This is a genomic window from Anseongella ginsenosidimutans (assembly GCF_008033235.1).
In the GTDB taxonomy this organism is placed as follows: Bacteria; Bacteroidota; Bacteroidia; order Sphingobacteriales; family Sphingobacteriaceae; genus Anseongella; species Anseongella ginsenosidimutans.
On record NZ_CP042432.1, the window covers coordinates 1119578 to 1132251 of the forward strand.

Annotated in this window: 14 protein-coding genes; all 14 read left to right on the plus strand. The window is 50.3% G+C overall.

The genetic code is table 11. The features are described 5' to 3' along the window. Positions 1-20 precede the first annotated feature (20 nt). Positions 21-971, plus strand: coding sequence for an NADH-quinone oxidoreductase subunit G (locus tag FRZ59_RS04630; RefSeq protein WP_132128141.1), 951 nt, complete (start codon positions 21-23; stop codon positions 969-971). Then, on the plus strand, positions 972-2009 hold the full coding sequence (gene nuoH / locus FRZ59_RS04635; RefSeq protein WP_132128142.1) for an NADH-quinone oxidoreductase subunit NuoH: 1038 nt from the start codon (positions 972-974) through the stop codon (positions 2007-2009). It abuts the gene before it with no gap. A 182-nt stretch (positions 2010-2191) separates the two neighbouring features. Next, complete coding sequence (nuoI, locus tag FRZ59_RS04640; RefSeq protein WP_132128143.1) at positions 2192-2701, plus strand: NADH-quinone oxidoreductase subunit NuoI; 510 nt, start codon at positions 2192-2194, stop codon at positions 2699-2701. A 23-nt stretch (positions 2702-2724) separates the two neighbouring features. Next, positions 2725-3222: an NADH-quinone oxidoreductase subunit J family protein gene (locus FRZ59_RS04645; protein ID WP_132128144.1), complete on the plus strand. Its 498-nt coding sequence runs from the start codon at positions 2725-2727 to the stop codon at positions 3220-3222. 22 nt (positions 3223-3244) lie between these two features. After that, positions 3245-3574 (plus strand): NADH-quinone oxidoreductase subunit NuoK, encoded by a 330-nt coding sequence (gene nuoK, locus FRZ59_RS04650; RefSeq protein WP_132128145.1) that lies wholly within the window; start codon positions 3245-3247, stop codon positions 3572-3574. After that, positions 3574-5484 carry an NADH-quinone oxidoreductase subunit L gene (gene nuoL, locus FRZ59_RS04655; protein WP_132128146.1) on the plus strand — a complete coding sequence of 637 codons (1911 nt, stop codon included), beginning with the start codon at positions 3574-3576 and terminating at the stop codon, positions 5482-5484. The genes nuoK and nuoL overlap by 1 nt, the downstream gene beginning before the upstream one ends. A 9-nt stretch (positions 5485-5493) precedes the next feature. Continuing rightward, positions 5494-6984 carry a complex I subunit 4 family protein gene (locus tag FRZ59_RS04660; protein ID WP_132128147.1) on the plus strand — a complete coding sequence of 497 codons (1491 nt, stop codon included), beginning with the start codon at positions 5494-5496 and terminating at the stop codon, positions 6982-6984. Beyond that, entirely contained in the window at positions 6985-8352 is a 1368-nt protein-coding gene (locus FRZ59_RS04665; RefSeq protein WP_132128148.1) for an NADH-quinone oxidoreductase subunit N, read from the plus strand. It begins immediately after the preceding gene. Between the two features lie 43 nt (positions 8353-8395). Then, the gene (locus tag FRZ59_RS04670) at positions 8396-8899 is read left to right on the plus strand and encodes a DedA family protein (protein ID WP_225975188.1); all 504 of its coding nucleotides are present in this window, start codon (positions 8396-8398) and stop codon (positions 8897-8899) included. After that, positions 8896-9099 carry a hypothetical protein gene (locus tag FRZ59_RS18825; protein WP_225975189.1) on the plus strand — a complete coding sequence of 68 codons (204 nt, stop codon included), beginning with the start codon at positions 8896-8898 and terminating at the stop codon, positions 9097-9099. The genes FRZ59_RS04670 and FRZ59_RS18825 overlap by 4 nt, the downstream gene beginning before the upstream one ends. Positions 9100-9103: 4 nt before the next feature. Beyond that, positions 9104-9640 (plus strand): inorganic diphosphatase, encoded by a 537-nt coding sequence (locus tag FRZ59_RS04675; RefSeq protein ID WP_132128150.1) that lies wholly within the window; start codon positions 9104-9106, stop codon positions 9638-9640. 7 nt (positions 9641-9647) lie between these two features. After that, complete coding sequence (locus tag FRZ59_RS04680; protein WP_132128151.1) at positions 9648-10964, plus strand: hemolysin family protein; 1317 nt, start codon at positions 9648-9650, stop codon at positions 10962-10964. A gap of 221 nt (positions 10965-11185) precedes the next feature. Beyond that, complete coding sequence (locus FRZ59_RS04685; protein ID WP_132128152.1) at positions 11186-11914, plus strand: 16S rRNA (uracil(1498)-N(3))-methyltransferase; 729 nt, start codon at positions 11186-11188, stop codon at positions 11912-11914. Between the two features lie 96 nt (positions 11915-12010). Then, positions 12011-12670 carry a DUF4159 domain-containing protein gene (locus FRZ59_RS04690; protein ID WP_132128153.1) on the plus strand — a complete coding sequence of 220 codons (660 nt, stop codon included), beginning with the start codon at positions 12011-12013 and terminating at the stop codon, positions 12668-12670. Positions 12671-12674: the final 4 nt, after the last annotated feature.

A 12674-nucleotide genomic window follows, 5' to 3' on the forward strand; every position in this document is an offset into this window, starting at 1 on the left:
GAGGGAAAATTTAACGCAAAATGTCAGAAAAGTTTAAAATAACCATAGATGGAGTAAGCGCGGAGGTGGAACCGGGAACCACTATCCTGAATGCTGCCCGGCAGATCGGGGGAGACCTTGTACCGCCGGCTATGTGCTATTACTCGAAGCTGGAAGGTTCCGGCGGAAAATGCCGGACCTGCCTGGTAAAGGTAAGCAAGGGCTCGGAAAAGGACCCGCGCCCCATGCCCAAGCTGGTAGCTTCCTGCCGGACTACGGTAATGGACGGTATGGAAGTGCAGAATATCACCTCTCCGGAAGTGTTGGAAGCGAGGAAAGGTGTGGTGGAATTCCTGCTGATCAACCATCCCCTGGATTGTCCCGTGTGCGACCAGGCGGGAGAATGCAAGCTGCAGGACCTTTCCTACGAACACGGCGCTGAAGCTACCCGTTATGAATTTAATCGCCGGACTTTTGAGCGCATCGATATAGGTGATAAGATACAGCTTCATATGAACCGCTGTATCCTTTGCTACCGCTGCGTGTATGTGGCCAACCAGTTAACGGACAATCGTGTTCACGGGATCGTCGGGCGTGGTGACATGTCCGAGATCAGCACCTATGTAGAAAAGGCCATTGATAACGATTTTTCGGGGAACGTAATAGATGTTTGCCCGGTCGGGGCGCTTACCGACAAAACCTTCCGGTTTAAGAACCGTGTATGGTTTACCCGGCCTGTCTCCGCGCATCGCGACTGCGACAAATGCTGCGGAAAAGTGACCCTGTGGTATAAGGGAGAGGATGTGCTGCGGGTAACGGCCCGCAAGGACGAATACGGGGAAGTCGAAGAGTTTATCTGTAATACCTGCAGGTACGATAAGAAGAAAACCAGTGACTGGGTCATTGACGGACCTGCTCAAATACAACGCCAATCGGTGATCTCTGCTAATCATTATGACGGCAAAGTGGTCCCCGTGATAGACAAACGCTAAATGGAAATTGCGCTCATTATAGAAAAAGTGATCCTGATCTCGGTCGTACTCGGCGTCAGCCTGCTTACGGCTATGTACACTACACTGGCTGAAAGGAAAATAGCGGGGTTCCTGCAGGACCGTCACGGACCGAATCGTGCGGGGCCTTTCGGGTTGCTGCAGCCCCTGGCTGATGGTGTTAAGCTATTTACCAAGGAAGAGATCATTCCGGGGGAAGCTAACCGCTTCCTCTTCGTGCTGGGTCCTTCCCTGGCCATGCTAATGGCCTGCGTAGGCACCGCCGTCATCCCCTGGGGAGAAGAGCTGCAGATTGGCGACCGGACTGTTTCCCTCCAGATTGCCGACGTAAATATTGGCATACTCTACATATTCGGCGTGGTAGCGCTGGGCGTTTACGGCATTATGATCGGCGGATGGGCTTCCAATAATAAATATTCCCTGCTTAGCGCCATCCGGGCGGCATCACAGAACATCAGCTATGAAATATCCATGGGTCTTTCGCTGATCGCCTTGCTGATGATGACCGGTACCCTGAGTCTCGGCGAAATAGTGGAGCAGCAGCGCGGCATTAACTGGAATATCTGGTATCAGCCACTGGGCTTTATCATTTTTCTCACCTGCTCCTTCGCTGAGACCAACCGGAACCCTTTCGACCTGGTAGAATGCGAAACAGAATTGGTAGGAGGTTACCATACGGAATATTCCAGCATGAAGCTGGGCTTTTTCCTTTTCGCCGAATACATAAATATTTTCGTGGCTTCCGCGGTGATGTCCACGCTTTATTTCGGAGGATATAATTTTCCCGGGATGGATGCGCTGGCCCAGGCGGGCGTTTCACAAAACTGGATCACCCTTATTGGGGTGGGAGCCTTGCTGGCGAAGATCCTGTTCTTCATCTTTTTCTTTATCTGGGTGCGCTGGACGGTTCCGCGCTTTCGGTATGATCAGTTGATGAGGCTGGGATGGAATATTCTGATTCCCCTGGCCATTGCCAATATTATGGTTACTGGGGTTGTTATATGGCTTACGGGACGGTAGTTTTTAGTTTAAGGTTTAAAGTTCAAGGTTTGAAGTTTTCAGTTTATAGTTTTTAGTTGGTTGAGGGTTAAAGCTTTGCGCTTTAGTAGTTTAAGGTTAAAGTTCAAGGTTTTTAGTTGGTTTGCGGGGATGGGATGAGCATGGACGCGGGCGCTCAGGGAAGTAGTAAGAATAAATAAGGAATGGAAAAATTGGAAAATATATCGTTGACGGGACGGAAGAAGGTGCTGGAGAAAAAGCCGATGAATTTTATGGAGCGGATTTATCTTCCTTCCATTGTACAAGGGCTTGCCATTACCTTTAAGCATTTATTCAGGAAGAAAGCTACTGTTCAGTACCCTGAGCAGAAGCGGGAATTTTCCGCGAATTTCAGGGGCATCCATTCCCTGAAGCGGGACGAAGAAGGAAAAGAACGCTGCACAGCCTGCGGGTTATGCGCCCTCTCCTGCCCGGCGGAGGCCATTACCATGATAGCCGACGAACGCAAAGCGGGAGAAGAACATCTGTACCGGGAAGAAAAATATGCTTCCGTGTACGAGATCAATATGTTGCGATGCATTTTTTGCGGTTTTTGTGAAGAAGCTTGTCCCAAGCAAGCCATTTACCTGGACGGGGACATTGCCCCCGCAGACGTGGACCGCAAAAATTTCATATACGGCAAGGACAAATTATTGGAGCCATTATTAAAATAACTAAATTCGCGCCCTGAATCATTATGCTAACGCAGTCGTTATTTTATTTTCTGTCCTTCCTGGCCGTTTTTAGTGCGCTTGCCGTGATCATTGCCAAGAACCCGGTTCATAGCGTGTTGTACCTTGTACTCACCTTTTTTGCCATCACCGGACATTATATCCTGCTTAACGCCCAGTTCCTCGCGATCGTGAACGTGATCGTGTATGCGGGGGCCATCATGGTACTTTTCCTGTTTGTATTAATGCTGCTGAACCTGAATGCCGAGACGGAGCCGCAGAAGCCGCTTTACATAAAGCTTGCCGGGGTGATTTCCGGCGGCCTCCTGTTGCTGGTCCTGATAGGAGCCCTGAAAACCGTTGACCTGCCCGCGGGTGTAACCACCAACGAGCCGGGCATTGGCCTGGTTGAAAACCTCGGGATGGTGCTGTTCAATGAATTCCTGCTGCCGTTTGAGCTGGCTTCGGTACTGCTGCTGACGGCGATGGTGGGATCGGTACTGATCGGAAGAAAGGAAGCCTGACCGGATAAAAGAATCAATAAAGTTGGAAGAAACACTGCAAACTATACAATCGATACCGCTGGAACATTATATATGGTTCTGCGCCACCCTGTTCGTCATCGGCGTCATCGGCGTGCTGATACGCAGGAACGCGATCATTATTTTGATGTCGGTTGAATTGATGCTGAACGCGGTGAACCTGCTGCTGGCCGCGTTTTCGGTACATCACGGAGATCCGTCCGGGCAAGTATTCGTTTTCTTTATCATGGCGGTTGCCGCGGCGGAAGTAGCGGTAGGCCTGGCCATTATCGTGATGATCTACCGCAATACGGGTTCCGTGGACATTAATATTATGAATAAACTGAAGTGGTGATGATAGAGAAATCCTGGTTAATACCTTTGCTTCCTTTCCTGGGATTTTTAGTGAACGCGCTGGGCATTCAACAAATTCCGAAAAAAGCGGCGGGCATTATTGGCAGCACTTCAGTCCTGTTCTCCTTTGTGCTGAGCCTGCTGGTATTTTTTGAGCTAAAGGGAAGTGATGCCGGGGCTGTTACTGTAAAACTATTCGACTGGATCAGCGTCGGAAGCCTGCACATCCCTTTTTCATTCTACATTGATCCCCTAACCTGCGTATGGCTGCTTATCATTACCGGGATCGGTTTCCTGATCCATGTTTATTCAGCCGGCTATATGCATGATGACGAAGGCTTCGGGAAGTTCTTTTCTTACCTGAACCTGTTCGTTTTCTTTATGCTGCTCCTGGTAATGGGAGCCGGTTACCTGATCATGTTCATTGGCTGGGAAGGAGTAGGTCTTTGTTCCTACCTGCTCATTGGATTCTGGTATAAGAATGACGCCTATAATGACGCGGCCAAGAAGGCCTTTATTATGAACCGTATCGGCGACCTGGGTTTTCTGCTTGGGGTATTCCTCCTGATCGGAACCTTCGGAAGCACCGATTTTACCGAAATATTCCCGCAGGCCGCCGGCTTCCAAAGCGGAGATCCGCGGCTGCTGGCTATTACCCTCTGCCTCTTTATCGGGGCCGTCGGGAAAAGCGCCCAACTCCCCCTCTACACCTGGCTGCCGGACGCTATGGCTGGTCCCACACCGGTTTCCGCCCTTATTCACGCCGCTACCATGGTAACAGCGGGGATCTATATGGTGGCCCGTTCCAATATTCTTTACGCACTTTCACCTGTTTCCATGACCGTGGTTGCAGTCACCGGGCTGGCGACAGCCGTTTTTGCCGCCCTGATAGCCATTTCACAGAACGATATTAAGAAAGTGCTGGCCTATTCCACGGTGAGCCAGTTAGGATATATGTTCCTGGCGCTGGGAGTAGGTGCGTTCACGGGAGCGGTCTTTCATGTAATGACGCATGCGTTTTTCAAAGCGCTGCTGTTTTTGGGCGCCGGAAGCGTTATTCATGCGCTTCATAACCAGCAAGACATGCGCCGCATGGGAGGATTGAAAAAAGCGATGCCAATTACTTTCGCGACCATGCTGCTGGCTACGCTTGCCATTTCGGGCATCCCGCCTTTTTCAGGCTTTTTCTCTAAAGACGAGATCCTGGCTCATGCTTTTTTCCATGAGCCGCTTTTATGGGTGATCGGCTTCGCCGCCGCCTTGTTGACCGCCTTTTATATGTTCCGGATGATGTTCCTCACGTTCTGGGGCGAGTTCCGGGGAACCGAACAGGAGAAGCAGCATCTGCATGAGTCTCCTTCCACCATGACGATCCCGCTGATCGTACTGGCCGTATTATCGGTAATCGGCGGATTCCTGGGCCTTCCGGAAGTCATGGCGCATCAGGCCCACCTGCTGGGCGCCTACCTGGCTCCGGTATTTGCCCAAAGCAAGGAAGTGCTGCCGGCTATGCATGTTTCTCATAGCACTGAATGGCTGTTGATGGCTATCTCGGTCCTTGGTGTGCTGGGTTCCATAGGCATCGCCTGGTCTATGTATGTAAAGAAAAAGACCATTCCCCGGGAAGAGAGCGTACGCCGCACAGGGCTGATGGCGCTGTCCTATCATAAGTTTTATGTGGACGAACTATACGAGGCCGTTGTAGCGCGGCCATTGAATGCCCTATCTGTATTTTTTTACCGTATTATGGATATCCGTGTAATTGACGGCCTGGTGAATGGCATAGGAAAAACCATTGTCGCCTTTTCCTCGACCCTCCGGCTGTGGCAGACCGGCAGGATTGGCAGTTACCTGTTTTATATGGTAGCAGGGATTATCCTGATCTTTCTTTTGAACTATTTGATCTTTTAGCAGCGATTAATGATTACAGTCATACTATTATTATTCCCTGTGCTGGCATGTTTGCTTACCCTGGCATTCCCGCCTGCAAAAGCGAAATATGCCGCGTTGACATTTTCCGTGGTGGAGCTGCTGCTGGTTGGCTATGCCTGGATCAATGCCCTGCCCACGGGCGAATACCAGTTCCTGGCCGACATCCCCTGGGTTTCAAGCCTCGGGATCAGCTTCAAGCTGGGCATGGACGGGATCAGCCTGATGATGGTGCTGCTGACCGCTCTTCTGGTGCCCCTGGTCGTCCTTTCCACTTTCCAGCGGGAGATCCGCAAGCCAGCCATATTTTATGCCCTGATCCTGTTTATGCAGGCCGGCCTTACCGGCGTATTTGTGGCTCTTGACGCCTTCCTGTTCTATATTGCCTGGGAAGCCGCACTCATTCCAATTTATTTTATTGCCGCCTTATGGGGCGGTGAAAACCGGGTAAAGGCTACTTTCAAATTTTTGATCTATACGATCGCGGGCAGCTTTTTTATGCTGGTAGGCATTATCTATCTGTACCTGCAAACACCGGGCAGCCATACTTTTGATATTACCGCCTTTTATGCGCTTAACCTGGATTACCAGCAGCAGGTATGGGTCTTTTTCGCATTCTTCATTGCTTTTGCCATAAAGATGCCGCTTTTTCCCTTTCATACCTGGCAGCCTGACACATATGCAGCGGCGCCTACCGCAGGAACCATGCTGCTGGCGGCCATTATGCTGAAAATGGGTATTTACGGAGTGATCCGGTGGATCCTTCCGGTAGTACCGGCGGCCGTATTCAACTGGGCCGACGTCATTATTACGCTCGCCGTGACCGGGATCATTTATGCTTCGGTGATTGCCTTCCGGCAGAAAGACATTAAACGCCTCATTGCCTACTCATCCATTGCGCACGTGGGGTTGATCGCAGCGGGGTTATTCACCCTGAACGAACAGGCTATGCAGGGCGCCATGATCCAGATGCTCAACCACGGCATTAACGTGCTGGGCTTGTTCTTTATCGTGGATATTGTGTTTAACCGTACCGGGACTTATGACCGGGCTGCGCTGGGAGGTATTGTACACCAGGCCCCGGTGCTGGCCGTATGTTTTATGATCGTGCTGCTGGGCAGCGTAGCCCTGCCGCTTACCAATGGTTTCGTAGGGGAATTCTTATTGCTTAGCGGTATTTTCAGTTATAGTGTTTTGTTCGCGGTTCTGGCTGGCCTTACGGTCATTTTCAGCTCGGTTTATATGTTCCGCCTGTATAAAGATTCCATGCTGGGTATTTCCAATGACATAACTTCGGGATTCAGGGACATCCGGGGTTCTGAAAGGATCGTGTTATTCGTGGTGGCGGGCCTTGTAATTCTGATAGGGGTTTATCCCGCTCCCCTGCTTTCCCTCACGGAACATTCGGTAAGCCTGCTGCTTGACCAGGTGAACGCGAAGCTGGTTAATTTTCAAATGCTCTCGGATAATTTGTTACCATAAATGACGTCATTAATCATCGTATCGCTTTTAGCAGTTGCTGTATTGTACCTGGGCTTGTTCAAGTACAAAACCGCCCTGTTGCCGGTGTCGGTCACGGGATTGCTGGCTGCAGCGGCCATGGCGCTGCTTGACTGGAATCAGGAAAAGATGTATTTCAGCGAGATGATGCTGTTCGATAATTATGCCGTTGCCTTTTCCGTCCTGCTCATTCTTACCACGCTGCTCATCTTCGGCCTTTCCAGGAATTATTTTGAGAAGATCAGCGGTAATGTGGCCGAATATTACGCCATGTTACTTTTTGCCCTTGCCGGGGGCATTGTGATGGTTTCTTTTTACAATATGGCCATGCTCTTCATCGGCATTGAAATATTGTCCGTAAGCCTGTATGTGCTGGCCGGCATCCGCAGGAACGATCCTTCATCAAATGAGGCTTCGCTGAAATATTTTTTAATGGGCTCCTTTGCAACGGGTTTCCTCCTTTTCGGAATAGCCCTTATTTACGGCGCCACAGGTTCCTTTAACCTGGCTGCTATTGCCGCAAGCGATGCTCTTGAATCCGGCCTGTTCCGCTGCGGGGTACTCCTCATGCTGGTAGGGCTTTCCTTCAAGGTATCGGCTGCTCCTTTCCACTTCTGGACGCCGGATGTGTACCAGGGTTCTCCGGGCCTGGTGGCCATGTTCATGGCAACGGTCGTAAAAACTGCCGGCTTCGCCGCTTTCCTGCGCCTGTTCTCTATCGCCTTTCCCGATATTTCCGGCTTTTGGTCCGTTACGGTGGCGGTTTTATGCATACTCACCCTGTTTTCGGGCAATATAAGTGCTGTCTTTCAACAGAACTTCAAGCGGCTGCTGGCCTGGTCCAGCGTTTCGCATGCCGGCTACCTGCTGCTGGCCATCCTGGCAGTAGGCCTTTCAGCTTCTTCCGCTGTTTTGGTATATACCATTGCTTATTCGCTGGCCTCCGTGGCGGCTTTCGGAATTATGATTTTGGTGAGCAGGGAAAGAGGCAGCGATCACCTGGATAGCTTTAACGGGCTGTCGAAGAGCAATCCGTTCCTTGCTTTTACCTTAACGCTTGCGGTGTGTTCCCTGGCGGGAATTCCGCTGACCGCCGGCTTCTTCGGAAAATTTTACGTGTTTAAGGTAGCGCTTGAACAGGGATATACCTGGCTCGTGATCATTGCCGTTATCAATGCGATGATTGGTATTTATTATTACTTTAAAGTGGTGATTGCCATGTACATGAAGGAAAATGCCGCTGCCGCCGCAATTTCCGTGCAGCCAGGTCAACGCTGGGTGCTTTCCGTGGTAGTTATCCTTCTTTTCTTGTTTGGAATATTCCCCGGATTAATCACCGATATTTTGTAGGCGGCCTCTTTTTTGTTTATTATTGTGAAATCAAGAAAAGCCGATGCGGGAAATCTGGGAATTTATTCAGCAACTTATTCATCCTCTCGAACTGCTTCAAAGTATGGGGCCGTTTGCATTGGCGGTGCTTTTGCTGATTATTTTCGCGGAGACTGGCCTTTTTTTCGGTTTTTTCCTGCCGGGTGATTCGCTGCTTTTTGTTTCCGGCATGCTTTGCGCGGAAGGTTCCCTGGTTGAAGGAAACGTAACCCTGCTAATCCTGCTGATCTCAATCGCCGCTATTCTGGGCGATTTTGTCGGGTATTGGTTTGGCCGCAAAACGGGGCCGGTTATCTTCAAACGGGACGATACATTTTTTTTCCGGAAGAAATACGTGCTTCAGGCCAAGGACTTTTACGACCGGTACGGCGGCTTTGCCATTGTGGCCGGTCGCTTTTTGCCTATAATTCGTACCTTTGCTCCTATTGTTGCTGGAGTGGTAGGCCTTGATTTCAAAAGGTTTGTATTTTTAATATTTTCGGAGCAATTATCTGGGCTACTTCAATGACTCTTGCAGGATTTTTCCTGGGAAGAATTGAGTTTGTACAGAAGAACCTGGAACCTATTATTGTCGGCATCATCGTCCTGAGTATGATTCCATTGTTCAGGACCTTTTTGAAGGAGCGCAAACGTAAAAGAGAATTGGAAAAGGACATTGCAGCAGCTGAGAAAGAGAAAGAACAATCAGAACTAAAGGAGTTTCATTAAAAATATGGACGCAGACCCATGGCATTCGGTTGAACCGGGCCCGGAATCCCCCCGGGTGGTGAATGCCCTAATAGAAATACCCAAGGGCTCGAAAGCCAAATACGAAGTCGATAAGAAAAGCGGCTTGCTGAAATTGGACAGAGTTCTTTTTTCATCCGTGATGTACCCGGCCAATTACGGCTTTATTCCGCAAACCTATTGCGACGATAAGGACCCTTTGGATATCCTGGTATTATGTTCCCAGTCGCTGGTCCCCCTGTGCCTGGTGGAAGCCAAAGTCATAGGCGTAATGCATATGGTGGACGATGATGAAAAGGACGATAAGATCATTGCGGTGGCCAATCACGATATGTCGGTAAATTATATTAACGACCTGTCCGACCTCCCTCCTCATACCGAAAAGGAAATCATTCGCTTTTTTGAAGACTACAAAACGCTGGAGCATGGAAACGTGGTGGTAGAGGAGTTCCTGGGCCGCGAACACGCTTACCGGATCATCGAGGAAAGCTTGCAGCTTTACCTCGATACTTTCAAAAGTTAAGGGAAAGATGGCCTTTGATATTATTCTGGCGGTTTTCCTTGTAATCCTGAACGGCTTCTTCGTTGCAGCGGAATTTGCTATTGTAAAAGTTCGCGCTTCGCAGATAGACCTCAAGATACAGGAAGGCGCCCGGGCGGCAAAAATAGCCAAACACATTACTACACACCTGGACGGCTACCTGGCGGCTACTCAGCTGGGAATTACCATTGCCAGTATTGGTCTTGGCTTTGTGGGTGAAAATGTAGGGGAGCAGATTCTTCTTTCCCTGTTTGGCGGCGTGTTATCACCTGAAGAAGCTCATCGCTGGTCAGTGCCGGTCGCTTTTTTTCTGGTGACCATTCTACACATTGTTTTCGGCGAACTGGCGCCCAAATCCATTGCCATACAACGGCCTATCAGCACCTCCATTGCTATAGCGCTGCCCCTGCAACTCTTTTATTATATTTTCAGGCCTATCGTATGGCTGCTGAACGGCTTTGCCAACCTCATGCTGCGGATGATCGGGATCAAGCCTGTTACAGGCCGTGAAGTACATACGACCGAAGAGCTGCAGCTTTTGCTCGCACAGGGAATGGAGACCGGAGCCCTGGATTCCTCTGAACACGAACTTATACAGAACGTCTTCGATTTCAAGGATCGCATTGTGAAGAACATCATGGTGCCGCGCACGGAAATTTCGGCTATTGATATCAATACTTCCTCTGAAGAGGTGTTGAATATTATCATTAACGAGCGGTATACGCGTTTCCCGGTCTTTGATAAGTCCATTGATAATATTGTTGGTATCATCCATGCCAAGGATGTACTGGTAAAGGTACGGGACGGGCAGGAAGTGGTGCCGGGCGAGATCATGCGCGAGCCTTATTTTACCCCCGAATCGAAAAACGTGAGCGACCTTTTGAAAGAATTGCAGCTAAAGAAAAATACCATGATGGCTGTGGTACTGGATGAATTCGGCGGCACCGCCGGCATGGTGACCCTGGAGGACATCGTGGAGGAACTGGTGGGCGAGATCCAGGATGAGTATGACGAAGAAAAGCCGGTGGTGGAGCAGGTGGACGAAAATGAATACCTGGTCAATGCACTTGCGCCGATCACCGACGTCAACGAATTCCTTCCAGAGGAACTTCCCGAAGACGACGATTATGATACGGTAGCAGGATTGATGAACGTGATCTTTGAGAAGATCCCCGAAGTTGGCGAAACCAAGGATGCCTACGGTTATAATTTCACCATTCTCACTAAAATAAACCGGAAGGTCGAATCTGTCCGGTTATTGCGCCTGGAAGGCGACGAAGTCACTGAAAACAGTGAGGATGAATAGTTGCTTTGCAACAGTTTATAGTTGCGGGTGTGGTTCAAGGTTTAAAGTTCAAGGTTCAAAGGTTGTAGTTTTGGTTTACAGTTTTTGTCTTGAGTTGGGGATTGTTGCTTCGCAACGGTTTATAGTTTATAGTTTATAGAGTTGGGAGTATTGTTGCTCGCAGCGGTTTATAGTTTTTTCCAGAGTTAGCGGTTCGCGAGTAAGGTTTAAAGGGTTTTTTTGTGCAGCTGTTTTATACGCCGGATATTGAGGAAGCGAAGGTTTATGCGCTGAATGAAGCGGAAAGCAGGCATTGCGTAAAAGTGCTGCGCCTGCAGGAAGGGGCCTTTGTGCAGCTGGTAGACGGGAAGGGTGGGTTTTATACAGCCCGTATTGCGAAAGCGGATCCGAAACATTGTGCGCTGGAGATTACGGCGGTTGAACGAGACTTCGGGAAGCGACCCTATCGCCTGCATATTGCCATTGCCCCTACCAAAAATACCGACCGTTTTGAGTGGTTCCTGGAAAAAGCGACCGAAGCGGGGATAGACGAGATCACTCCCCTGATCTGCGGACGCTCCGAACGCCGCGTTCTCCGTACTGACCGGCTGTTTAAACGCATTACCTCCGCCGTAAAACAGAGCCTTCGCGCCTATCACCCGGTTTTGAATGAACCGATCGACTTCGCTGATTTTATGAAAGGCCTGCCAGCCGTACCGGAAGGCGGGAAACCGGAAGTTTTGCGATGTATCGCGCATTGCGGCCATGGGCCTAAACATTCCCTGAAAGAAACCGCGCAGCCCGGCAGGGACGTCCTGGCGCTGATCGGGCCCGAAGGCGATTTTACGCCCGAAGAAGTAGCGGAGGCACTGCGCTGCGGTTTTATTCCGCTCGGGCTTGGAGAAACCCGCCTCCGCACCGAAACCGCCGGGCTGGCTGTTTGCTTTGAACTGAGCTTCCTGAACCGTTAACGTTGCGCGTTGCTGATCGCGCGCCCCGGTTGCTCTTTCCAGCCTTGTGCGCCCGGCCCATTTCTTATTTCCATTCAGGGCCTGTATCTTTATAAGATGAAGCGATGGTTCCTACTGATGATTATGCTGGCCGGTATCGGCCTGACGTCCTTTGCTCCTCCTTCTTACCGGATGGCCCGGCTGAAATACAGCGGCGGCGGAGACTGGTACGGCAGCCGGACGGCCCTTTCCAACCTTGCCGGCTACTGTAACCGGCAGGCAGGCATGAATTTTTATCCTGATGAAGCAATCGTGGAGCCGGGCAGCAGCGAGCTGTTCAACTACCCGTTTTTGTTCGCTACGGGGCACGGAAATATTGTTTTTTCGGAACAGGAAGCAGAGAACCTGCGGGCCTATCTTATTGGTGGGGGCTTCCTGCATATTTGCGACAATTACGGATTTGATACCTACATCCGCAGGGAAATGAAGAAGGTTTTCCCGGAGCTGGAGTTTACGGAGCTTCCTCCGTCTCACGAAGTATTTCACCAGCAATACGATTTTCCCAACGGCCTTCCTAAAATCCATGAGCATGATGGAAAGCGCCCCCAGGCTTTCGGCCTGATCTACGAGGGAAGGCTTGTCTGCTTTTACGATTATGAAACCGACCTGGGTAACGGTTGGGAAGACGCGGGTACATATCCGGATGATTCCCCCGCCAGCCGCGAGAAAGCCCTGCAGATGGGAGTAAACCTTGTCCGGTATGCCCTGATGAACTAGTCCA

Excerpts from the sequence above, each read along its gene's own strand:
- FRZ59_RS04630 (WP_132128141.1), top strand. The coding sequence starts at position 21 with ATGTCAGAAAAGTTTAAAATAACCATAGATGGAGTAAGCGCGGAGGTG.
- nuoH (WP_132128142.1), top strand. The coding sequence starts at position 972 with ATGGAAATTGCGCTCATTATAGAAAAAGTGATCCTGATCTCGGTCGTA.
- nuoI (WP_132128143.1), top strand. The coding sequence starts at position 2,192 with ATGGAAAAATTGGAAAATATATCGTTGACGGGACGGAAGAAGGTGCTG.
- FRZ59_RS04645 (WP_132128144.1), top strand. The coding sequence starts at position 2,725 with ATGCTAACGCAGTCGTTATTTTATTTTCTGTCCTTCCTGGCCGTTTTT.
- nuoL (WP_132128146.1), top strand. The coding sequence starts at position 3,574 with ATGATAGAGAAATCCTGGTTAATACCTTTGCTTCCTTTCCTGGGATTT.
- FRZ59_RS04660 (WP_132128147.1), top strand. The coding sequence starts at position 5,494 with ATGATTACAGTCATACTATTATTATTCCCTGTGCTGGCATGTTTGCTT.
- FRZ59_RS04665 (WP_132128148.1), top strand. The coding sequence starts at position 6,985 with ATGACGTCATTAATCATCGTATCGCTTTTAGCAGTTGCTGTATTGTAC.
- FRZ59_RS04670 (WP_225975188.1), top strand. The coding sequence starts at position 8,396 with ATGCGGGAAATCTGGGAATTTATTCAGCAACTTATTCATCCTCTCGAA.
- FRZ59_RS18825 (WP_225975189.1), top strand. The coding sequence starts at position 8,896 with ATGACTCTTGCAGGATTTTTCCTGGGAAGAATTGAGTTTGTACAGAAG.
- FRZ59_RS04675 (WP_132128150.1), top strand. The coding sequence starts at position 9,104 with ATGGACGCAGACCCATGGCATTCGGTTGAACCGGGCCCGGAATCCCCC.
- FRZ59_RS04680 (WP_132128151.1), top strand. The coding sequence starts at position 9,648 with ATGGCCTTTGATATTATTCTGGCGGTTTTCCTTGTAATCCTGAACGGC.
- FRZ59_RS04690 (WP_132128153.1), top strand. The coding sequence starts at position 12,011 with ATGAAGCGATGGTTCCTACTGATGATTATGCTGGCCGGTATCGGCCTG.